The sequence below is a fragment of the Methylomonas sp. HYX-M1 genome (assembly GCF_040741385.1).
GTDB lineage: Bacteria > Pseudomonadota > Gammaproteobacteria > Methylococcales > Methylomonadaceae > Methylomonas > Methylomonas rhizoryzae.
The window spans coordinates 4,418,013-4,439,423 of the sequence record NZ_CP160405.1 but is presented as its reverse complement, the minus strand read 5'-3'; the positions used below and the strand labels follow the sequence as shown (position 1 = coordinate 4,439,423).

The 21,411-nt window shown below is 50.2% G+C and carries 24 protein-coding genes; 15 read left to right on the top strand and 9 right to left on the bottom strand.

From position 1 onward, the window contains the following. Window positions 1-91: 91 nt before the first annotated feature. The 5 genes from AB0A83_RS19950 (at window position 92) to AB0A83_RS19930 (ending at window position 3,657) form a co-directional block, all read left to right on the top strand. Window positions 92-685 (top strand): hypothetical protein, encoded by a 594-nt coding sequence (locus AB0A83_RS19950; protein WP_150051533.1) that lies wholly within the window; start codon window positions 92-94, stop codon window positions 683-685. Between the two features lie 132 nt (window positions 686-817). Further along, window positions 818-1,741 carry a copper oxidase gene (locus AB0A83_RS19945; RefSeq protein ID WP_150051531.1) on the top strand — a complete coding sequence of 308 codons (924 nt, stop codon included), beginning with the start codon at window positions 818-820 and terminating at the stop codon, window positions 1,739-1,741. A gap of 59 nt (window positions 1,742-1,800) precedes the next feature. Next, a complete protein-coding gene (locus AB0A83_RS19940) occupies window positions 1,801-2,226 on the top strand; it encodes a YqaA family protein (RefSeq protein WP_150051529.1) in 426 nt (141 codons plus the stop codon). A 23-nt stretch (window positions 2,227-2,249) separates the two neighbouring features. Beyond that, window positions 2,250-3,023 carry a hypothetical protein gene (locus AB0A83_RS19935; protein ID WP_150051527.1) on the top strand — a complete coding sequence of 258 codons (774 nt, stop codon included), beginning with the start codon at window positions 2,250-2,252 and terminating at the stop codon, window positions 3,021-3,023. A gap of 283 nt (window positions 3,024-3,306) precedes the next feature. After that, a complete protein-coding gene (locus AB0A83_RS19930; protein WP_150051525.1) occupies window positions 3,307-3,657 on the top strand; it encodes a hypothetical protein in 351 nt (116 codons plus the stop codon). Here AB0A83_RS19930 and alr read toward each other — a convergent pair. From alr to AB0A83_RS19915, 3 genes are read right to left on the bottom strand one after another with little or no spacing between them, the layout of a single operon-like run. Further along, a complete protein-coding gene (alr, locus tag AB0A83_RS19925; protein ID WP_367155027.1) occupies window positions 3,630-4,709 on the bottom strand; it encodes an alanine racemase in 1,080 nt (359 codons plus the stop codon). The two genes, AB0A83_RS19930 and alr, sit on opposite strands and share 28 nt — an antisense overlap. Continuing rightward, the gene (dnaB, locus tag AB0A83_RS19920) at window positions 4,706-6,100 is read right to left on the bottom strand and encodes a replicative DNA helicase (RefSeq protein ID WP_150051521.1); all 1,395 of its coding nucleotides are present in this window, start codon (window positions 6,098-6,100) and stop codon (window positions 4,706-4,708) included. The genes alr and dnaB overlap by 4 nt, the downstream gene beginning before the upstream one ends. 59 nt (window positions 6,101-6,159) lie before the next feature. Then, window positions 6,160-7,383, bottom strand: a complete 1,224-nt coding sequence (locus AB0A83_RS19915; protein WP_367155024.1) for an HD-GYP domain-containing protein — start codon at window positions 7,381-7,383, stop codon at window positions 6,160-6,162. A 341-nt stretch (window positions 7,384-7,724) separates the two neighbouring features. On the opposite strand from AB0A83_RS19915, the gene neuB reads away from it, so the two are divergent. The 9 genes from neuB to AB0A83_RS19870 all read left to right on the top strand — a co-directional run bounded on the left by neuB (window position 7,725) and on the right by AB0A83_RS19870 (window position 17,125). Then, a complete protein-coding gene (gene neuB / locus AB0A83_RS19910) occupies window positions 7,725-8,795 on the top strand; it encodes an N-acetylneuraminate synthase (protein WP_150051517.1) in 1,071 nt (356 codons plus the stop codon). Then, the gene (locus AB0A83_RS19905) at window positions 8,792-9,433 is read left to right on the top strand and encodes an acetyltransferase (protein WP_150051515.1); all 642 of its coding nucleotides are present in this window, start codon (window positions 8,792-8,794) and stop codon (window positions 9,431-9,433) included. Before neuB ends, AB0A83_RS19905 begins: the two co-directional genes overlap by 4 nt. Window positions 9,434-9,442: 9 nt before the next feature. Continuing rightward, a complete protein-coding gene (locus AB0A83_RS19900) occupies window positions 9,443-10,495 on the top strand; it encodes a nucleotidyltransferase family protein (RefSeq protein WP_150051513.1) in 1,053 nt (350 codons plus the stop codon). 132 nt (window positions 10,496-10,627) lie between these two features. Beyond that, complete coding sequence (locus tag AB0A83_RS19895) at window positions 10,628-11,476, top strand: flagellin (RefSeq protein WP_150051511.1); 849 nt, start codon at window positions 10,628-10,630, stop codon at window positions 11,474-11,476. A gap of 65 nt (window positions 11,477-11,541) precedes the next feature. Then, window positions 11,542-11,988: a flagellar protein FlaG gene (locus AB0A83_RS19890; protein WP_367155023.1), complete on the top strand. Its 447-nt coding sequence runs from the start codon at window positions 11,542-11,544 to the stop codon at window positions 11,986-11,988. Window positions 11,989-12,017: 29 nt separating this feature from the next. Next, window positions 12,018-13,412 (top strand): flagellar filament capping protein FliD, encoded by a 1,395-nt coding sequence (fliD, locus tag AB0A83_RS19885; RefSeq protein WP_150051507.1) that lies wholly within the window; start codon window positions 12,018-12,020, stop codon window positions 13,410-13,412. A gap of 15 nt (window positions 13,413-13,427) precedes the next feature. After that, window positions 13,428-13,814: a flagellar export chaperone FliS gene (fliS, locus tag AB0A83_RS19880; protein ID WP_150051505.1), complete on the top strand. Its 387-nt coding sequence runs from the start codon at window positions 13,428-13,430 to the stop codon at window positions 13,812-13,814. Then, window positions 13,801-14,139 (top strand): flagellar protein FliT, encoded by a 339-nt coding sequence (gene fliT, locus AB0A83_RS19875; protein WP_367155021.1) that lies wholly within the window; start codon window positions 13,801-13,803, stop codon window positions 14,137-14,139. The genes fliS and fliT overlap by 14 nt, the downstream gene beginning before the upstream one ends. 241 nt (window positions 14,140-14,380) lie before the next feature. Beyond that, complete coding sequence (locus tag AB0A83_RS19870; protein ID WP_367155020.1) at window positions 14,381-17,125, top strand: Hsp70 family protein; 2,745 nt, start codon at window positions 14,381-14,383, stop codon at window positions 17,123-17,125. Window positions 17,126-17,207: 82 nt separating this feature from the next. Here AB0A83_RS19870 and AB0A83_RS19865 read toward each other — a convergent pair whose 3' ends face one another. After that, window positions 17,208-17,702: a CinA family protein gene (locus AB0A83_RS19865; protein ID WP_150051499.1), complete on the bottom strand. Its 495-nt coding sequence runs from the start codon at window positions 17,700-17,702 to the stop codon at window positions 17,208-17,210. Window positions 17,703-18,035: 333 nt separating this feature from the next. Here AB0A83_RS19865 and AB0A83_RS19860 point away from each other — a divergent pair, with 333 nt between their 5' ends. Then, a complete protein-coding gene (locus AB0A83_RS19860) occupies window positions 18,036-18,860 on the top strand; it encodes a symmetrical bis(5'-nucleosyl)-tetraphosphatase (RefSeq protein WP_367155019.1) in 825 nt (274 codons plus the stop codon). 2 nt (window positions 18,861-18,862) lie between these two features. Here the strand turns inward: AB0A83_RS19860 and AB0A83_RS19855 are convergent, their stop codons facing one another. From AB0A83_RS19855 to AB0A83_RS19835, 5 genes are read right to left on the bottom strand one after another with little or no spacing between them, the layout of a single operon-like run. Next, entirely contained in the window at window positions 18,863-19,231 is a 369-nt protein-coding gene (locus tag AB0A83_RS19855) for a hypothetical protein (RefSeq protein WP_150051495.1), read from the bottom strand. Further along, window positions 19,228-19,590, bottom strand: coding sequence for a NifB/NifX family molybdenum-iron cluster-binding protein (locus AB0A83_RS19850; RefSeq protein ID WP_150051493.1), 363 nt, complete (start codon window positions 19,588-19,590; stop codon window positions 19,228-19,230). Before AB0A83_RS19850 ends, AB0A83_RS19855 begins: the two co-directional genes overlap by 4 nt. Window positions 19,591-19,603: 13 nt before the next feature. Further along, window positions 19,604-20,302, bottom strand: coding sequence for an alpha-ketoglutarate-dependent dioxygenase AlkB (locus tag AB0A83_RS19845; RefSeq protein ID WP_367155017.1), 699 nt, complete (start codon window positions 20,300-20,302; stop codon window positions 19,604-19,606). A gap of 4 nt (window positions 20,303-20,306) precedes the next feature. Beyond that, entirely contained in the window at window positions 20,307-20,930 is a 624-nt protein-coding gene (locus tag AB0A83_RS19840; protein WP_150051491.1) for a glutathione S-transferase N-terminal domain-containing protein, read from the bottom strand. Then, window positions 20,927-21,385, bottom strand: coding sequence for an amine oxidase (locus AB0A83_RS19835; RefSeq protein ID WP_150051489.1), 459 nt, complete (start codon window positions 21,383-21,385; stop codon window positions 20,927-20,929). The genes AB0A83_RS19840 and AB0A83_RS19835 overlap by 4 nt, the downstream gene beginning before the upstream one ends. Window positions 21,386-21,411 lie beyond the last annotated feature (26 nt).

The window sequence follows — 21,411 nt, the reverse complement described above, 5'->3', positions numbered from 1 at the left end:
GTGGGCGCGCTTTTGCCAGTGCTGCGCTCATGGCAAATCCACCATGCCGAGAGCGTGGATATAAAAATTAACAACTTCGGGAAGGGTAATTATGATGACAATTCGACAAGTAAGAAATGTTTTCCTAGGTCTCTTAGGGCTAATTTTTTCCTCAACTGTATTGGCGCACGGCGGTGCCGCCGGGACTGATACCGATCAATGCAAATTCGAATTGGAAAAAGACCACTGGATCCATTATACGGCTTATCAGCCTAAAGCCTATCCGGCTGAAGAGTTTTGCGGCAATATCCCGGACTTAAACTCGTTGATACAGTTGGTTTTTGACTATCAGGACCAACGTTATAGAAATATGGCGATAGAGTTTGAGGTAACCAAAGAGCCGGAAGGTACCCGGGTTTTTTATCAAGAACCGCAAAAACATAAGTCAGGCACCGTTATATTGAATCTGTCAAACGGGGTTTCTGAGGCCGGAAAATATTTAATACACATTACTTTGCTGCAAGACAATGGCGAGCGCTTGGATGCTCACATGAGCTTCAAGGCCGGCGCAGGGCAGCCTGCCAGCAAAGGCAGTATCGGGCTTTACGCCTTGGTTCTGTTCGCCGGGCTTTATATCGCTTATTTATCTCATGCCGGATTCAAGCAAAAGGTTGATGGTTTGCTTGGCAAAGCAAAAGAGTTCTAAACTAAACGGCGTTTACCTTGTCCAGAGATGGACTAGGGTAAACGTTCTCTTTCGTTATTCCTTGCTTACGAATTTTTGGGCGGATTCAGCCTGCATAATTTTACTGCCGCTTTACGACAGAGGTTAGCTTCAATGTTCAAAGTCATTTCAATGGCCGCGCTAGTTGGGATTCTATCGTTTGCCAATGTTTACGCGAAAGATTTTCAGGAACATAACAACATGATGGATCATGGCGACGGCCACTTAATGGATATGGATGGCGCAATGGTTATGGGGCAGAATGTTGATACCTTGCCAGGTGGTTGCGATAAAATTGCGGCGAGTAAAGAAATTACCGTTCGCGCCGGGCACAAATATTCGGAAAAATTTCCCGGCACAATGTGGGCATTCGATCAACAGGAATTTCAGTTTGAGCCTTGCACTAAGTTGACGGTGCATTTCGTTAACGAGGATGAAATTCGGCATCAGTGGATGATGCATGGGTTGCCTAAATACCTGTATCCTAAAGGTATGTTTCATTTGGAAGTCAGCGGTCCCGGCAGTGTCACAGGTACCCTAATTCTTCCGCCGGGTGACAAAACCTATCTTGTGCATTGCGATATTGCGCAACATATGGAAAAAGGCATGAAGGCGCAATTAAAAGTAGGGAAGGGGGGAGAAGACTTGCCCAGTATCCCCGGGGTTACCGCTAGCGTGTTTCCGGATGACTATAGTGGAAAGCCGTTTTCTGTGACTGCTTTCGCCGAACAAGAGGCGGCAGCCATTGCCGCTGCCGTAGCGGCAGCGGCCAAAGCATCGGTTAAACCTGCCGCAAATTCGGATGTGGCGGTGGCTGATGACAGCGGCTTTTTGTCCGGAGTTTCCATTGTTGGCTTGGTTGTGGGTATTTTTATTGGACCGATATTAGCTAAACGCTTCAAGGGAATGAGTGCTGGCGAGGTAGTGGCAACTATTTTCGAATGGCTTTCCGGAGCAATAGGCGCTTCAATCGACCTGCTGGCAAAATTAATCAAAAAGTTAACCGGAAAAAAAGCTATTCCGTTACCTGACAAATAAGGTTCTTGCTATCAAGCCCCTGAAACCTTCGGTTTCAGGGGCTTTTTTATTAATGAATTATGCAGTTTGAGTCGTTTGGGTTATTGGGGTTATTTCTTAGTGCGTTTGTTTCTTCAACGCTAGCACCGGGAGGTTCCGAAATCGTTTTGGCTTTGTTGGTTAAGAGCAAGCAATTTTCGGTGCCTGATTTGGTAGCGGTGGCTACTGTGGGAAACTCTTTGGGCGCTTTGACCACTTTCTGGCTGGGCGTCTGGATGTCGCGCAAATATCCTTCGGAAGCGTTATTGAATAGCTCGCGGCAGAAATCACTGACGACTATCAAGCGTTGGGGGATTTTCTCGTTATTGTTTTCTTGGTTGCCGATTGTGGGTGATGGATTGTGCTTTGCGGCGGGTTGGTTAAGATTGTCGCTTTACGGCTCGATGGTATTGATTGCTATAGGGAAAGTGCTTAGATATCTTGTAATTGCGTATGCAGTAGTGTGATTTGTCAAAACAATTGCCCGACTATGATTAATTTCTCACTGCCACATTTTCCACCTAGAAATACGGTCGCCGTACATCGCTATCGTGATTATTTCATCGCCGGCTTCACGTTTATAGCCACCACCATTTGCCTGACGTTGGACGGCTTCACGCCAAAGTTCATGCAGTATGTGTTGGCGTTATGCGGTTGGATTTTCCTGTTGGCATTTCTGCGAGGCGAATCCGGGTATGTGAGAATGCAGGTTGCGGTGGCCGTGTCTTTTGCGCTGATAGGTGAGTATTTCGCTTCGGTATATATGAAAGGCTATGTGTACCGTTTCGAAAATGTGCCTGCTTATGTACCTGCCGGACATGGACTGGTTTATTTGACTGCGGTCGCATTAGGGCGATCCGGCTTATTTCAACAACATGCACGGCGTATTGCCGTATTTGTAGTTGCGGTATGTGCTGTGTGGGTGGTATGGGGGTTAAGCGGTGTAGGCAGGCTCGATGTAATCGGGGCGGTTTTATATCTAGTGTTTCTAGGCTATTTATTCAAAGGGCGCTCACCGATGGTTTATTTAGGGGCGTTTTTTATTACTTCTTGGTTAGAAATTGTCGGAACTTCAGCGGGAACGTGGGCATGGGCGGAAATAGATCCGGCGTCGAGTTTGCCGCAAGGAAATCCGCCTAGCGGCGTTGCGGCTTGGTATTGTCTGGTTGATGCGGTTGCGATTGCCGGAGCCGGGCCGGCTGCGCAGGTAATGGCCAATGCGATACGGGTGTTCGACAGGCAGCGCAGTTTTTTTCGACAATAAGTTAGTTTTACATCCCCTTCTGTCTTTGCAGCGTATGGCGCATGCGTATCGCACTGATTGGCCGTATAAGTCGACCGTTAGAATTGGGTTGTGTATAACGGGATGGGTTTTATGGTGTGAGTTTTTCGTGAATGCGGCAGGGCATCAATTGATATTTTCTATTTTTAACATAAAAACTATCAAATTTATTGATTGATAAAATGGGTGCAAAATGCCTCCAACTTGGTGAGACCGAAATTAAGAATCGGCCGCCAATACTAACAGTGGCTTATGGAGGCTTATCATGAAAACGCAAGTAATTATTACCGCATCAATCGTTTTAACCGCTACATTATCTTCCGCAGTAGCCTATGCGCATGGAGATCACATCACAGCGGAAACCATGCTTAAAAATCGTGTGGTCGAAATTGTCTACGATGACCCGGCAATTAACCGCGGCATACATAGTTATTTCAATCCAATCGCCGCAAAAACCATCGGAAAAGACGGCCAATTTTATGTCAGTCAAGCTTATGGACCTGCGATATACAGTTACCCTTCGGCGGCTGTCAATTTTGGCCTTAATGCTGAAGATGCGAGCGAATGTGAATTAAACGGCACGGAAATTCATTGCTCAACCACGTATACGCGTTGAGTGATGCCGCATAGCAAGGTGTAAGGAATGGTATCGGCGTAGCGGGCAATTTCTTCCACCGGTAGCCCCGGCCCCCACAAGGTAACCGGATCGCCGGGGCTGGCATGGGGTTGGCTCGTCAAGTCTACCGTAATCATGTCCATCGAAACTCTGCCGATCAGCGGTACACGTTGCCCGTTGACCAAGACGGGGGCTTCCGGTCGGGTATGGCGGTGATAACCGTCTCCATAACCTATCGAGATGACCCCTATGCGGGTATCGACTTTACATTGCCAGGTTCCGCTATAGCCGACCGTCTCTCCGGCACTGACATTTTTTACGGCAATTACCCGGGCATGTAAACTCATTACCGGCCTTAATCCGAAGTCTGTGCCGGTTTTTCCGGCAAACGGCGAGCAGCCGTACAGCATTAACCCCGGTCTTACCCAGTCGCTAATCACGTTCGGCCAGCCGATGATGCCTGCCGAGTTAGCGATGCTACGCTGTCCGGGAAAACCCTCGATAGCCCGGTTAAACACATCGATTTGACAACGCGTCTTGTCGTCCAGCAAATCGTCCGCATTGGCAAAGTGAGTAATCAAATTGACAGGCTGTTCGACAATTGAACAACGCAATAAGGCTTGATAGGCGTTAGCGAAATCCGCGTTTTTAAAACCCAAGCGATTCATGCCGGAATCCATTTTTAACCAGACCGTCAATCCGGCATTGTGAGCCGATTGTTGCTGTAAAAGCTCGATTTGCTGGGGGGTATGAACGACTGCGTCCAAGCCGTGTTGCAGCATGGACTGCAGCTCGTCGCTGCAGACAAACCCTTGTAATACGGTGATAGGCTGGGTTATGCCGGCTTTACGCAGGCGCACGCCTTCGTCCAATCTGGCAACGGCTAGGCCGTCGGCCTCGGTCAAAGCTCTCGCTACGCGCGTGATCCCATGGCCGTAGGCGTTGGCCTTGATGACCGCCATGATTTTGTGGTTAGGTGCGTAACGTTTTACTTGATGTAGATTGTGTCGTACGGCATCTAAATCCAAACGGACGTATGCGGCCGGGGTCATTCGTAATCTCCGTCTCCCGAATAATGGCCGGCAAAGTTTTCGAAACGGGTGTATTGCCCTAAAAACGTTAAGCGTACCGTCCCTAAAGGACCGTTACGCTGCTTGCCGATAATTACTTCGGCTATGCCTTTATCCGGACTATCCTCGTTGTAAACCTCGTCGCGATACACGAAGATGATTAAATCGGCGTCTTGTTCGATGGCGCCGGATTCTCGTAAGTCAGACATGACCGGCCGTTTGTTGGGGCGCTGTTCCAGATTACGGTTCAACTGCGACAGGGCAATGACCGGCGTGTTTAATTCCTTGGCTAATGCTTTAAGTCCGCGGGAAATGTCGGAAATTTGTTGTACCCGGTTGTCGCCGCTAGTCGGTGACTGCATGAGCTGTAAGTAGTCGATCACGATTAAGCCGAGTTGGCCGTATTCGCGGGTTAAGCGGCGCGCGCGCGAACGCACTTCGGTTGGTGTTAAGGCCGGCGTGTCGTCTATGAATAGCTTGGTTTCGGCAAGAAGATTAATCGCGGACGTCAGTCTAGGCCAGTCGTCGTCGTCTAATTTACCGGTGCGGACTTTGTGCTGATCGATGCGGCCCAGCGAGGACATCATCCGCATGGCCAGCGCTTCGCCGGGCATTTCCATACTGAATACCGCTACCGGCATGCCGCTTTTGACGGCTACGTTTTCCGCCATGTTCATCGCGATGGTGGTTTTGCCCATAGACGGCCGTCCGGCGACGATGATCAAGTCGGATGGCTGCAAGCCGGAGGTTTTTTCGTCCAGATCGGTAAATCCGGTACTGGCGCCGGTAATATTGCCGTCCAACTCGTATAGGGTTTCGATTTTATCGACGGCTTTGGCCAGTAGCGATTTTATCGACGCAAAACCGCCTTGTCCGCGTTGCCGCTGTTCGGCGATCTCGAACACCTTGCGTTCGGCGTTTTCCAGTAATTCGGCGGTTTCCCGGCCTTCCGTACTAAAGGCCGAATCGGATATCTCGGTTCCTACATGTATCAGTTGCCGAAGTACCGAGCGATCCCGCACGATATTGGCATACGCCACGATGTTGGCGGCGGTGGGCGTTTCTTTGGCCAAAAAAGCCAGATAGGCCAAGCCGCCGACATCTTTTAGTTCTCCGGTTGCCTCCAATATTTCCGATAAGGTGACGACGTCGAACGGTTCTTGCTTTTCGGCTAGTTGACCGATAGCCCGAAAAATGAGCTGGTGATCCCGGCGATAAAAATCCACCTCGTTGACCTTGTCGGCGACCGAGTCCCAAGTTTGATTGTCGAGCAACAAGCCGCCTAATACCGATTGTTCGGCTTGCAAAGAATGAGGGGGAACTTTTAAGGAATCGACGGCATAGTCGGGTTCAAGAAAATAATCGTCGGACATGAGGTTGAAAAAGCGGCACGAAATGCGGCCGTCAATTATAACTCAGCGCTTAGCCTGGATCAGCCGTTAGCCAATCGATAATACGACTCGGCATTGAGCTTTAATCGTTCCACGACCTCGGCATCCAATTCGCCGGCTGCCACGCGCCGCTCCAGTTCTTGGAGGGCTTCGGGCAACGGCATGCTGCGCCGGTACGGGCGGGTTTGTATCAAAGCCTGAAAAATGTCGGCTACCGTGATGATTCGGCATTCCAAGTCTTGCGAGGCGCTGGCGGTTTTAAACGGATAGCCTTCGCCGCGCAGGTTTTCGTGGTGAAATCCGGCCCAGAGCGGGATTTTTGACTGGCTGAATACCCGTTGCAAAATGCGATAGGTATCGTAACTATGTCGTTGCATGCTCGCCCGTTCGTCAGGCGTGAGTTTGCCGGGTTTATCGATGATATTTTCGGAGACGCGCAGCTTGCCTAAATCGTGCAGTAGTCCGGCAATCTCGACTTGTTCCAATTCCGCTCCGGCAATACCGAAATCCTGCGCAAGCTGCCTGGCAATTGCCGCTACCCGTTCGGAATGCAATTCCGTGTAATGACTTTTCGCGTCCACCACGCGGGAGAATAATCTGGCTAGTTCGCGTTGCGCTTGGAAATCTAAGCTAACCGGCGCCACGTCTTTTCCCAGGCTGCGCAAATCCTCGTCCAAATAGTCCGGTTCCATCGCCAGCCAAAATGCCTCGCTTTTCCCGACTACTGTCAATGCATCCAATAAATGCGGCGAAAATAAGGTGGCGGCGCAATCTTGCAACTGTGCCAGAATGTCCGTGCAGGCCGTCAATACACGCTCGGTATTTAAATAGGGTACCAACAGCATGTCGACCCGATCGACCAGAAACAGTAGGTTGGCCCGTAGCCGAACACGATCGCTTACGGGCAGCGTCAACAGTTGTTCCCAGCGGGTATGGTGATACCGCACTTCTTCGGCAAACTGTGCGAGGGGCGGGCATTGCTGTAAATATTGGGCACCGCGAATGGCATGCGCCTCGGCGCCGGCCCATTCAAGAGCATTCAAAATATTATGCCTCTCTTGCATTTGCGCCACGCCGCAATCGTGCAACATGCCGGAATGCATGATGGACAAGCATTCGTCATAGGGCCAGCCGAGATGGTTGGCGATGTGAAAAGCCATGATCGCTACTCTTTTGCCGTGTTTGATTTCATCGTATCCGACTAAATCCAACGCGCAGCTCAATGCGGTAATTGCACTATGTAAATCTATAGTTTGACTAGTCATAGATACCCATGCGGTAAAGTGGAACGCGTGTTTTACCCGTAAACAGAGCGTCATTTGGGCGGCAAGCGGATCGCTTTGTACTGCGTGTAACAGGTTGACGAATTTTCATGCATGCAATGGAGAAGTGGCGTATTTGGCATGCTAAGGTCAAACGACTTAGCGCTGAAAAAAGCAAAGTTCTATTAGTCTAGTCGTTACTTGTTTATCAGTTGGCGACAACTACGGTGGCGCAGGCAGGGACTGGATGGCAGGTCTTGGTTTAAATGCGGACGGATTCACATTAGGCTAACCTTAGCGTGTTAATTGATGGCTTTTTTATTGTTGCCACATTGGGAGAAGGCATGAGTCACGTGTATATCATCGCCGAAGCCGGCGTGAATCATAACGGCAAGCCGAAAGCGGCGTTTCAGCTGGTAGATGCCGCCGTTGCTGCAGGCGCGGATGCGGTTAAGTTTCAAACTTTCAAAGCCGAAAAACTCACAACGGCCCTGGCCGGTAAAGCCGATTATCAAAAGCAAGCGACGGGTTCGCGCGAAAACCAGTTGGAAATGTTACGCGGCTTGGAATTGCAACAGGTATTTCATTACGAATTGCGCGATTACTGCCGCGGCCGCGGAATCGAGTTTTTATCTACGGCCTTCGATTTCGACAGCTTGGTATTTTTGGCTAACGAAGTAGGCGTGAGCCGTTTGAAGATTCCCTCAGGAGAAATCAACAACGGACCGTTTTTATTGGCGCATGCCCAAACCGGCAAAGAGCTGGTTTTGTCGACCGGTATGGCCGGCTTAGGCGAAGTCGAAACCGCATTAGGGGTTTTGGCTTTCGGTTATTTGGGCTGGGAGGCGCCGAGTTTGGAGCGGTTTCGCCTCGCTTACGAAAATAGCGCGGGTCACGATATTCTGAAACAAAAAGTCACGCTGCTGCATTGCACCAGTGAATATCCGACACCGCCCGAGCACGTAAACCTAAAGGCCATGGATACTTTGGCCCATGCCTTTGAATTGCCGGTCGGCTATTCCGACCATACCGTCGGTCTGGCCGTGCCGATTGCCGCAGTAGCTCGCGGCGCGGTATTGATCGAAAAGCACTTCACGCTGGACCGCAACCAACCCGGCCCGGACCATCAGGTTTCCTTGGAGCCGGAGGAATTGAAACAAATGGTTGCTGCGATACGCTGTGTGGAAAGCGCATTAGGTTCGGCGCGTAAAACCCCGCAAAAGGAGGAATTGAAAACGCGCGATGTCGCCCGAAAAAGCGTGGTAGCGGCGCGTGAGATTGGGCGAGGGGAAACATTCGGCGTCGAAAATTTGACATTCAAGCGGCCCGGCACCGGTAGAAGTCCGATGGATTATTGGCGGCTGTTAGGCCGGACAAGCGAACGGGATTATCGCGTTGACGATTTAATCGAATGAGACAACGGATAATTTTGCTGGGGAGCGGAGGCCATGCAAAAGTTCTGCTCGAAACCTTGCGTAGAGGTGGCCGGGAGATCGTAGGGATAACCGATCCGGCTCGTCCGCCGGGTAGTAGTTGGGAGAATGTCGCGGTATTGGGTGACGACAGCGTGATCTCGCGGTTCGCGGTGGATGACGTGATATTGGTTAATGGCCTCGGTTCTTTGCCCAGAGATAGTGGATTGCGTGCAAAACTCTATAACGAGTTCGTGGCGCAAAAATATCGGTTCGATACGGTGATAGATCCATATGCAATAGTTGCAAGCAGTGTTTTGTGTCGCGCCGGAGCGCAAGTGATGGCGGGCGCCATAATTCAGGCAGGCACAGTAATTGCTGAGAACGCTATTATCAATAGCGGCGCGATAGTCGAGCATGATTGCGTGATCGGCTGCCATGCACATGTAGCACCCGGAGCGGTACTGAGCGGCAACGTGGAGGTCGGAAATAACGTGCATATCGGTACCGGGGCGGTCATCATTCAAGGCATTCGGATTGGAGCGGGTAGTATCGTCGGCGCCGGCAGCGTAGTAACTCGCGATATCGGCGTGCGCCAGATTGTGTATCCGGCTCGCGCGCGCATACAAGACATTTATTAAGAGCATGAAATGAAGCAGCATTGGCAACAGGTGGTGATAGGATCGGACACTTCTCTCAGAACCACTCTGGAAGTGATAGATCGCGGCGCGCTGCAAATTGCTTTGGTGGTAGACGGCAACGAAAAATTGATCGGTGTAGTGACCGACGGCGACATTCGCCGAGCGCTCATTCGCGGGTTGTCGCTGGAACATGCCGTCGGCGACGTGATGAATAAGCGGCCTAAAGTCGCCACGCTACAGGATAGTAAAACCCAGTTGATCGCAATGATGGAGGGACACCATTTATATCAACTACCTGTGGTCGACGAACGCGGCCGCGTGGTGCGCTTGGAATCTTTGCAAGCCTTGTATAAACAACCGTGTTTCCCCAATCCGGTGTTTTTAATGGCGGGCGGTTTTGGAAAACGTTTACGGCCCTATACCGACGATTGCCCCAAGCCTTTGTTGGAAATCGGCGGGAAACCGATTCTGCAGACCATTATCGAAAATTTCGTCAAATCCGGTTTTCGGCAGTTTTATATCGCTGTGCATTTTAAAGCCGAAAAAATCAAGCGCTATTTTGGTGACGGTAGTCGTTGGGGCATTTCGATCGTCTATATCGACGAATTGGAGCCTATGGGAACTGCCGGAGCCATCGGTATGCTGCCGGCCGACTTGCCGGACGTACCGTTGATCGTGATGAACGGCGACATTCTTACCCAAATCGATTTTGCCAGGCTGCTGGCGTATCACAACGAGCAACAAGCCATCGCGACCATGTGCGTGCGGCAGTATGAGTATCAAATTCCTTACGGAGTTGTGAGGCTGGATCAGCAGCGTATCGTTGGTATCGATGAAAAGCCTTTGCAACATTGTTTGGCAAACGCGGGAATTTATGTATTGGATCACAGTTTGATAAACAGCATCGCCGCGCAAAAAAAACTGGATATGCCCGACCTATTCAACCGGCAAATCGCCGCAGGCGAGGCGGTGTCTATGTTTGCGGTCAACGATTATTGGTTGGACATAGGCCGGGAAGCCGATTTTTTGCGTGCGCAGGGCGAGTTTGCCCAGTATTTTTGAATTCGATGATTAAAGTTCTCCAAACCAAAGCCGATAAAACCAGCGAGTTTGAAACAATCCTTTTTTCTTAAAGTCAACTAAACAAGGCATTTCCGCAGAATCGCGCATTCTCGGTATCTGGAGGGTAATATCATGGCAATGGTCATCAATACAAACGTCCAATCGTTGAATAGTCAACGGTTCTTGAATAATACCAATATGTCGTTATCGACCTCTATGGAGCGTTTGTCTTCGGGTTTGAGAATCAACTCGGCTAAAGACGACGCGGCCGGCTTGGCTATCAGCGACAAAATGACATCGCAAATTCGCGGTATGACTGTTGCGGTGAGAAACGCGAACGACGGTATTTCCATGGCGCAAACCGCTGAGGCCGGCATGGGAAATATTACCGATACGCTGCAAAGGATGCGGGACTTGGCCGTTCAAGCTGCCAACACCGCGGGGGTATCGTCGAGTGATAGACAGAAACTGCAAACCGAATTCAAACAACTCGGCTTGGAGATGAAACGTATCATTCAAAACACCGAGTTTAACGGCAAAAAAATTCTGAACGGTTCGTTGAAAAACGCTAACTTCCAAGTTGGTGCTAATACGGCAACAGACAACCAAATTTCAGTTAACATCTCCGACTTGGAAAAAGTCACTAGCTTGAGTGCATTGTTCGGCACCAAGTTGTCGATCGGTTCGAATGCTACCTCCAACAACGTCAGATCTGCGATTACCGCTATCGATAGCGCCATCAAAAAAATCGATACATTCAGATCGACTTTGGGTGCAACCCAAAACCGGTTTACTACCACCATTGCTAACCTGCAGTCGTCTATTGAAAATCAATCCGCCGCCAGATCGCGGATTATAGATGCGGATTTTGCGATAGAAACTTCCAACTTGAGCCGCACGCAAATCCTGCAACAAGCAGGTACGGCGATGTTGGCGCAAGCTAACCAATCCACACAATCCGTTCTCAGTTTGCTGAGGTAGTTTTGATGGGAAGGTGGTATGGTATATAGCACCTTCCCGATTACTAAACGTATAAGGTGAACATCATGAACAGCGAGATTACCAATGTAGTGAAGTTATCTCCCGTGACTGTTGTGAAAGCCGACAAGCAAACCGACGACCGTTCTTCAAGTAAAGACGTAATTAAAGGCGAGCAGTTGTCTGTTTCGCCTACGCCTGCTTCTACGCCGACGGAAAGTTCCAATCCATTGACTTTTCAAGCTAAGCAGGAAGACGATAAAAAAACCAACCCTAAGACGCCTTTGGAAGACGTTAAAAAGGCTGCGGACGAAGGAAACGCTTTATTGCAAGAAGTCAAGCGCAATCTGCAATTCAAGGTCGACGATACTACCAATGAATTGGTGGTCAAAATTGTAGATAGCGAAACCGGCGAACTTGTGCGGCAAATTCCGTCCGAGGAAATGTTGGCTTTTATCAAACACATGAAAGAAATGGATGGTCATCAAGGCTCGATGATACAGGATAGGGCTTAAATTGCAGGTGGGGTTTTTAGGAGGCAGCCATGAGTATCGTATCGTCAACAGGTCTTGGTAGCGGCATCGACATTCAATCTCTGGTCTCGCAATTGACCGCGGCGGAGAAGCAGCCTGCGGTCAACGCGATAACGCGTCAGCAAGATGCCGTTAGCACGCGGTTGAGCGGATTGGGTAGCTTAAAAAGCGCGTTATCCACGTTTCAAACGGCTGTTGCCAAATTGAAGGACGACACCCTGTTCAAAACCCATGCAGGCTCGTCTGCGGACGAGAGCATCGTTAAGGCCACTGCCTCGTCCGGTTCTGTGGCCGGAAATTATGCCGTGGAAGTCAAACAATTGGCCAAAGCGCAAAAATCCATTTCCAATACTGAATTCGCTAGTTCGTCCGCTACCGTGGGTACCGGAACATTAACCTTTGCAACTACCGGCGGTTCATCGTTTAACATTACCGTCGACAGTAGCAACAATACTTTGGCCGGGATTCGCGACGCCATTAATGCCTCGTCCGACAATAGCTCGGTGACTGCAAGCATCATTAACGTAGACAACGGTAGCGGTACCGGAACAATCTCTAAACTGGTACTCACCGCTAAAAATAGCGGGACTACGAATGCCTTTACCGTCAGCGGCAGCGACGATGACGGCAACGATAGCGACGCATCGGGATTGTCGCAGTTGTTCTCCGCTAACCTTGACGAGCAAACGTCCGCCTTGGATGCGATCATCGAAGTTGACGGCCAAACCGCCACTCGGAGTACAAATTCGATTAGCGACGTGCTGCAAGGCGTTACTTTAGATTTACAGAAAGCGGAAATCGGTACGACGGTCAATGTGAACGTTAGTCTGGATACCGATGCAATCAGTAAAGCGGTCAGTGGCTTTGTGTCGGCATACAATGCCTTGCATTCCACCACGGCAGCGCTTGGAAAATACGGCGGTAGTGACGACGGTACCGGGAACGGAGCGTTGATAGGCGATGCAACTTTGCGACTCGTTACCAGCCAAATTCGGCAGAACACTTCGTCCTCCGTTTCGTCTGCGTCCGGGAATTACAATTCGCTGGCTATGATAGGCGTGACGATAGATAAAAGCGGCGTCATGTCCCTGGACGAGACCGACATGGAAGCGGCGTTGAATTCAAGTTTATCCTCGGTAGCCGAGGTTTTTTCGTCCGACGATGGTGTCGCAACCCGCTTGGATGACATCCTTGACCAGTTTTTGCAATCGGGCGGCTCTATCGATAGTCAGACCACTTCGTTGAACAATCGAAGTGCGCAACTCGAAGATCGCCTCGCTGATGTGGAAGCCCGTTCCGAGACGTTTCGAGCGGCGCTATTAAAACAATTTACGGCAATGGATGTTACCGTGGGGCAATTCAATTCCACCGGTTCATTCTTAAGCAGCTGGATTAGCAATTTATAACTTAAAGGGGTTGTCATGTACGTCGATGCGCAAAAAAAGGGTGCCCGGCAATACGCCGAAATGCACAATACCGGCAGGCTGGAGGAAAACACCCCTCATCGTCTTATTCAGATGCTGATGGAGGGCCTGCTTGCTCGGATAAACTCCGCCAAAGGCGCAATGGATCATGGGGATGTCGAAGGGAAAAGTATTTTTATCTCTAAAGCCATCGGCATCGTCGGTGGTTTAAACGAGGCCTTAGACTTGGAGCAAGGCGGGGAGCTTGCCTTGAATTTACGTCAGCTCTACGAGTATATGAATATGCGCTTGTTAGAAGCCAGCAGGGAAAACAGTATCGAAAAATTGGACGAAGTGGCCGGACTGATGCGCGATATAAAAGAAGCGTGGGATGCCATTGGCTAATCGTTCGGTAAGCGTACAGGGATGGTTGGAGCAGCGTGAAAGGGAATTACAAGACTTTACGCGTCAAATTGAGTCTCGTATAGAGAACAAGGACTGGGAAGGCCTGCAATCTGTATTAGAAGCTCGGCAGATTTATTTCGAACGGCAACAGTCCGGCCCCATTCCAGCTTTATGCGTTACGGGATTTAAAGGCTTAATTCAACAAGTCTTATCTCAAGACCAAGCGTTCCAAGCGCGTATTCAGCAAATCCGCGATCAACTCAAAATCGAACAGCAGTCATTCGAGCGCGGCAAGCAAGCATTGCACGCTTATAATGGCAGATAGTTTTCGAACTCGTATCAATCCGCTTCCCTGATTAGTTTCTACTCAAAGATAGGCGTCCAACGGAGCTGCGTTGCCGTCGCGAAAAATGGGTTTTTAGCGTCATTGATTTAACGCCCCCCAAATTTTGGGCAATAAATGCCTTTTCGGTTGAAAGCTACCTCGGGTTATTGCCTGTCAAAACAACCCATCGCGCTTTTGTAAATTACAATATGCGCTTCGGTAAGTAAAAATAGGCAAGACTTTGAACACAAAAAAGCCGAACTTTCTGGTTGGCATCGATTTGGGTACTACCCATACGGTAGTGGCTTACGCCGACATCCACGATCCGGATAAATCCATCCGGCTATTTGAAATTCCGCAACTTGTCGCCCCTGGTGAGGTTGCTACGCGGCCGTTGTTGCCTTCCGTCCGTTATCACCCGGCTCCGGGCGAATTTAGCGCTGAAGCCGGGTTTCTAATTGCAGAAGACGGTGCAATATTGGGAGAAGCCGCCAGGCTGTTGGGCTCTAAATCTTTAGGTCGTTTGGTCACGAGCGCCAAAAGTTGGCTATCGCATCCTTCGGTCGATCAAACGGCGGCCATTTTGCCTTGGGGTAGCGACGAATCGGTTTTTAAAGTGTCGCCGCTACAAGCGTGTGCCAGTTATTTACAGTATGTATCTACGGTTTGGAGCCAGCAGTTTCCGCATGCACCGTTATCAAATCAAGATCTGGTCATCACGGTACCGGCTTCATTCGATGAATCGGCGCGCTCGTTAACCTTGCAAGCGGCCAAAACGGCCGGTTTAGTTGGCGTCCGCTTGCTCGAAGAACCGCAGGCGGTTGTTTACGATTGGTTACGGCGTCATGCCGGAACGGTGAACGAGGCCTTAGCGGGGAGCCGATTATTGTTGGTCTGCGACGTGGGAGGCGGAACCACAGATCTTACCTTGATCAAAATCGAGTACGGCGATGGTGAGCCTACGCTAACCCGGATTGCGGTGGGCGATCACTTAATGTTGGGAGGCGATAACGTCGATTTGGCGCTAGCCCATTTAGCTGAAGGCCGATTACGTCATGGAGATAAGAAGCTCTCCACCGCGGAATTATCTCAGTTGTTGGAGCAATGCCGGATCGTTAAAGAAGCCTTGTTGACCGACGATGCACCAACGCAACTGCCGGTGACCCTGCTGGGTAGCGGTTCTAAACTGATTGGCGGCAGCAAGTCGACATTACTCGAACGCGTAGAGGTGGAGCGTCTCGCATTAGACGGTTTCTTACCATTGTCTTCGCTCGGCGAATGGCCGGATAGAAAACGTAGCGGAGTAGTTGAGTTCGGCCTGCCTTATGCCGCCGAGCCGGCTATCAGCAAACACATTGCCGCCTTTTTGCATGCCCACGCCCAAGCTGCCCGTTCGGCATTGCAAAGTGATGACATAGTGCCGGATGCGTTGTTGCTTAACGGCGGGGTGTTTCGTAGCTCGGCCATGGTTAGCAGAATAACCGGGCTGCTTGCCTACTGGCGTAATGAAAATCCGCCGTTGGTGTTGGAGAACCGACATCCCGAATTAGCGGTAGCCTATGGTGCCGTATGCTATGCATTGGCTAGGCGCGAGAAAACGCTCAAGATTGGCGGCGGCTGTGCGCGTAGTTATTTTTTACTGATCGACAACAAAGACAACGAAGTTCGGCAAGGGGTGTGCGTATTACCGAAAGGTAGTGAGGAAGGCCGGGAAATCATACTCCCCGGCCGGCATTTTGCGCTGAAGATCGGTCAACCGGTACGATTCCATTTGTTGTCCGCCAGCGGCGACAGCATGCAACATCCAGGCGATATCGTAACTTTAGACGACGAACATTTTCATGATTTGCCGCCATTGGCGGTAGCCTTCGAAGGTGAGCAAAAACAGGAAATCGCGGTGCAACTGGCGGCGACTTACACCGAAGTCGGCACGTTGCACTTGCAGTGCGTTGCGTTGCAAAACGCCGACGCGCGATGGGATGTGGAATTTCAAATCCGTAAACAACCCTCGTTCTCACGAACAGCCGACTTGCCGGCTCAATTGCCGTTAGCTTTGGAAAAGATACAGGCCGTTTTCGGCGCCAAATCAAAACAGGTTAGCCCGCAAGCAGTAAAAACTTTGCGGCTCGATTTAGAAAATGTGTTGGCTTTGCCGCGTTCGGATTGGCAGACGCCGCTGTTGCGCGAATTATTCGGCGTATTGTTGGAGGGCGGAAAATACCGTCGTCGTAGCGAGCAACATGAAAGACTGTGGCTGAGCCTGACCGGGTTTTGCCTAAGGCCCGGCTTTGGGTATCCGCTGGACGATTGGCGTATCGAACAAATTTGGAAGCTATATCCGGAAGGCATCCAATTCGTTAACGAAAAGCAAAACTGGACCGAATGGTGGACTTTTTGGCGCAGGGTATCCGGTGGCTTACCGACCGAAGCACAACAAAAACTGTTCGAAGATATTTCTAAATTTATTAATCCCGCGAGTGCCCGGCAAAGTGCAGTGACCAAACAACTCGCTGTGCGCGGCTATGAAGACATTGTTCGCTTGGCTGCCGTGTTGGAGCGTTTGCCGTCCTGCCATAAAATTCAACTGGGGGAATGGATATTGAGTCGCCTAGGCAAAGCCGGTGAGCCCGATACGAGTTGGTGGGCTTTAGGCCGCATAGGCGGTCGCGTCTTGTTTCACGGCAATCAGCACGACGCGATTTTGCCCGCTGTTGTGGAAAACTGGCTGCAAAAAGTTCTGCAAACCGATTGGAAAAAACAGCCGCAAGCCGGTTTTGCAGCAAGCTTACTGGCCCGGCGCTGTAACGATAGGTTATGGGATATAGACGATGCTATGCGCGGACGGGTGTTGGAGCGACTCAGGCAGGTAAAGGCGCCGGTTTCGTGGCAGGAAATGGTGGCCGAATTTCGCCGCTTGGACGAAAGCCAGGAAAAACAAATCTTTGGCGAAGCCCTTCCTCCGGGGTTGCGCTTGCTAGCCGAGTGACTATCCGAAGAGTCTTTATACGCTTTGCGGATTTGTTAGCGATAAACGAAAAACGCCTTTGGGCCTGTAGACGTATGCGTAATTATTGCGGGTGCCGGCTTAGAGCTAGGGCTTTTTCCAGGCAATAGTCGATGGCTTGTTGTCTGATTTCTTGCCGGTTGCCGGACAGTCTTAGGTGTGTGCACTCGGCGGTAAAGTTTTTAACAATCCATGCCACAAAGACAGTGCCTACCGGGTTGTGCGCACTACCTCCGGTCGGACCTGCAATGCCCGTCACCGCCAGTGCCAGGTCGGCTTGACTGTGCATTAAGGTTCCCGCAGCCATTTCCAGTGCCGTCTGTTTGCTGACCGCGCCGAAGCTTTCCAAGGTTTGCACCTTGACGCCAAGCATGTCTATTTTCGACTGATTGCTGTAGGTTACAAATCCCCGGTCGAACCATGCGGAACTGCCGGAAATGTCGGTGACGGCATGGGCAATGCCTCCGCCGGTACATGATTCCGCCACGGCTAATTTCCAGCCCCGCAAGCCTAATTGTCGTCCTAATGTTTCGGCGTTAGCTAATGTGATATTACTCATAGGCAAATGAAAAATGACAAAGTGGGGGTCTGCGATTAACCTGCACTGTCGCCCGAGTGTGCTTTGTGTCTGTAGGAATGGCGACAAAAACCATAGTTAATAGACGGATGTCGGTGGCTAGCATCAGGGGGATTAACGAGTGTGCAAGGCAAGACTTTAAATATTGTTTTATAGCTTATTGATATTTATTGGCTATTTTTAGATCGCGCGGCTACGGCCTATCTGGGCTTGTGCATCGCTAGGCACGAACGTAATTGGCATCAAACTTGATTCAACATTATACGAATAAGTTAAATCCTTTTGAGTTTTGCTGCGATTAAAGGCCTAAATACTATGACAACCTATGCTATCGGTAGCGTACTCGGCAATTACCGCTTGTTATCCGAGCTTTTGCAACACATCGATTTTAATCCGGCTCAGGATAGATTATGGTTTGCCGGTAATTTAGCGGGAGGCCCTGGATCTTTGCAAACTCTTCGCATGGTTAAAAGTTTCGGCAAATCGGCGCTTAGCGTGTTGGGCGACAATGAGTTGCAATTGATGCAAATAGCAGCCGGATTTGCCGAAGCGGATTTGCTGCCCGGAGCAAAAGAGATTTTGGACGCGGAAGATAAAGACGAGCTGATACGCTGGTTAAGGCGTTGCAGCTTGGTTCATCATGATAGTACGTTGAATTTTACGATAGTACACGCCGGGCTGCCGGCGGAATGGACTTACAGCCAAGCTTTGACGTTTGCGTTTGAAGTGGAGTCCGGGCTGACCGGGCCTAACTATCTGGCTTTTTTGGAAAATAGACGGTTGGATCAAACCAGATGGCATGCCAAATTGAGAGGTTGGAAGCGGGCGAATTTCATTACGAATGCCTGTACGCAGATCAAGTACTGTAACGAGCAAGGACGGCTGGATTTTCAGACGATTGGACCGGTCGGTGCACAAACAGCTGGTTTGATGCCGTGGTATCGGGTGCCGAATCGTGCAAACGCCCAATTGCGGATTCTATTTGCCGACGACGCTAACTTTTTGGATGGTAGCGTTCCCGGCATTTATCCCTTACCGTCGATTGACGGCCTTTCGGCACGCAATTTAGACAATCCGCAACAACTCATTTCATTGCCGCGTCGCGACTTTGCAATACAGGCACGGGTCGGTGCCGCTTAGGCTTAGGAGTCGTCGTCACTTTCCGTGACGGCTAATAACCCATGTTCGCGAATATAAGCTTTGAATTTCTTCATGACCGGCCGAGTTAATGCGGTTTCCGCCAATAATCGTTGTTCGTATACCTGCATTTTTAAGGTTTCGTCCGTTGGTTGAACTCTAGCTTGTGCGATCAATGCATGCAGTTCGTTATTCAGTATTTGGCCTTTGCGCATTTTGATTCGGTCGTACAGCAGGGTCATGATGACTTTTTCATGTTCCGGCATTTTGCATTTGCCGTCCAAGATTTTTAACATCACAGTCACGGCGCAATCGACTTGAATCGGGTTGAGCTCATAGGCTGTTGCCCATGCGGAAACATGTTCTATTGTCATTTGCCGGCTCTCAATGCAGCGATCCGATGGGCGTGGGTCATCAGCGATTCTTCGATGGCCATGTAAGCGTATTCGGCAACTGCTTGCACGCCGATGGCATTAACTTTTTCAGTCGGGCCGTCGCCGATCTTGGCCACGAATACGCTATGGCAGTCTTTGATCGAGGCCAATATAGCCGGCATTGCCGATTCGTCCGCGGTTTGGCCTAAGCAGTAGTTGGCCACGTCTCGCGTTTCCAGATAATGGCAGCGATCATCGTGGATGGAATAGATATGGAAATGCTTGGCGTGGCCGAAATGTTCGTTGATAGCGATTTTATCTTTACTGGCTACTGCGAATTTCAGGCTAAGTGTGGTCATCGGTTTTGGCAGGTTACGCTGAGATTGCGGCTTTTAGATTGAAAACGTGGCGGAAGGTAAGGTTGATGCGTCCTTCGGAAACGTGTTTGTCTTTAGGTACGCTGTGCCACCAATCACGTTGAAACGCCGGTTTCATGACTAACAGGCTGCCGCTATCGAGTATAAACCTGCCGGTAAGCCCGCTAGCTTTCTGTTTATATGCGAACCAGCGCGGGGAACCGAAGGTCACGGAAGCGATCAACGGGGCTTCGCCTAATTCCGCTTCGTCGTCGGCATGCCAACCGACGAAGTCTTGGCCATCGCGGTAATAATTGGCCAGCACCGAGTTGAAAGGGGCGTTTAGGTATTGTTCTAACCTGACGCGAATATCTAAAAGAACCGGCGTCCACGGGGTGGTTTTAAGCAAATTGTTGCTGTAACTATAACGAATGCCGGCGTCGGCATGCCATGTTTGTAAGCGCGGCAATACAAACTGCCGTCCTGAATATTCGTAGTGATTCGATGGCCATTGTCGGTGCCGAAAACTGTTAAACAGGAATTCGCTTTCCTCGGCATCGAAAAAGTCTGCAATATATTCCAGTTCCGGGATTGGTGCGCAGTGACCAAGCTGATTGCCGGCCGAGGTTGACATGGCTGTAGCGCCGTTGTTTAAGGCCTTTGCCGATGCGTGCTCGATAGTTGGGCCAGGCTGAGTACGTTCGCGGATTGGCATCGTCTTATTCCAATCTATAGCCTTCTTCGAGCAAAACGCGTTTGACAGCAGGCCGAGACAACATCAGTTGATAATGCTGTAAGCAGTTCGCCGGAAGTTGAATGCCGGATCGTAGCGCCCAAAACTCCACGTAAAATAATGCGGCATCCGCGATACTAAAATCGCCCAGGCAGTAGCCGGAGTCGGCGATTTGTGCGTTGAGAATCGCGAATGCTTTATTGACTATAACTTCGCCTTCCTGTTTGATTGCCGGGAAGGCCTCAGCTGCCGTATTGAATTTTTCAGGCACGAAAATGCGTAGAAATCCCTGTCCGTGTATCGTGCCGACGACATAGTCCATGATTTCCATAGCTTTGGTTGCCAAGTCCATGTCGTCGGGTAACAAATGTGCTTTGGGGTATTTGCGCGCTAACCAATAGGCAATGGCTTGATATTCGCTGTAGCTTGTTCCGTTGTCGCATACCAAGGTTGGAATCGTGCCTTTGGGGTTGATGGCCAAAAATTCCGGTTTATGTTGATCGCCGTTCATTAAATTGAGCAAATAAGCTTCGAATACTAAATCCAATTCCTCGAGCAGAATGTGGATTCCTATAGAACAAGCTCCGGGGGTGAAGTAAAACCGCATCATTGGATTTGCAAAAAATGCTCGTTGACGGCTAAAGCGAAGTCTTTCCAGATCAGGGCAAGCTCTCGTCTTACCTCGTCGATGTAATCCTTGTCGGGTTTGTGCTCGGTCGGAAAGTTGGATAGGGCGCATGACGTGCGATGTTTTTCAACGACGGACAACAAAAATTCGTCGCTGAAACCGCGGAAATTAGCCAGCACGGATTGAGTCAAGTCCGACATGCCGTCGGTGGCCGATAGCCCGCTTGAACTGAAAGACAGGCTTTTGACTTCCGTTAAGGCATCGTCGTACATCTGTTGCAGCACGGCTAACACATTACGCTGAAAACAACCTGACCATTGTTGATGGGACAGGTCGTAGGCTAGACGCCGTTCGTATTCGCCTTTGGCAGCGGATTTTCGATTGGCCACATAATGGCTAAGTTGCTCCAAGGGGGCGGAATTAATGGATTGGGTCATCGTGACTTTTAATTTTCAATTCTTAG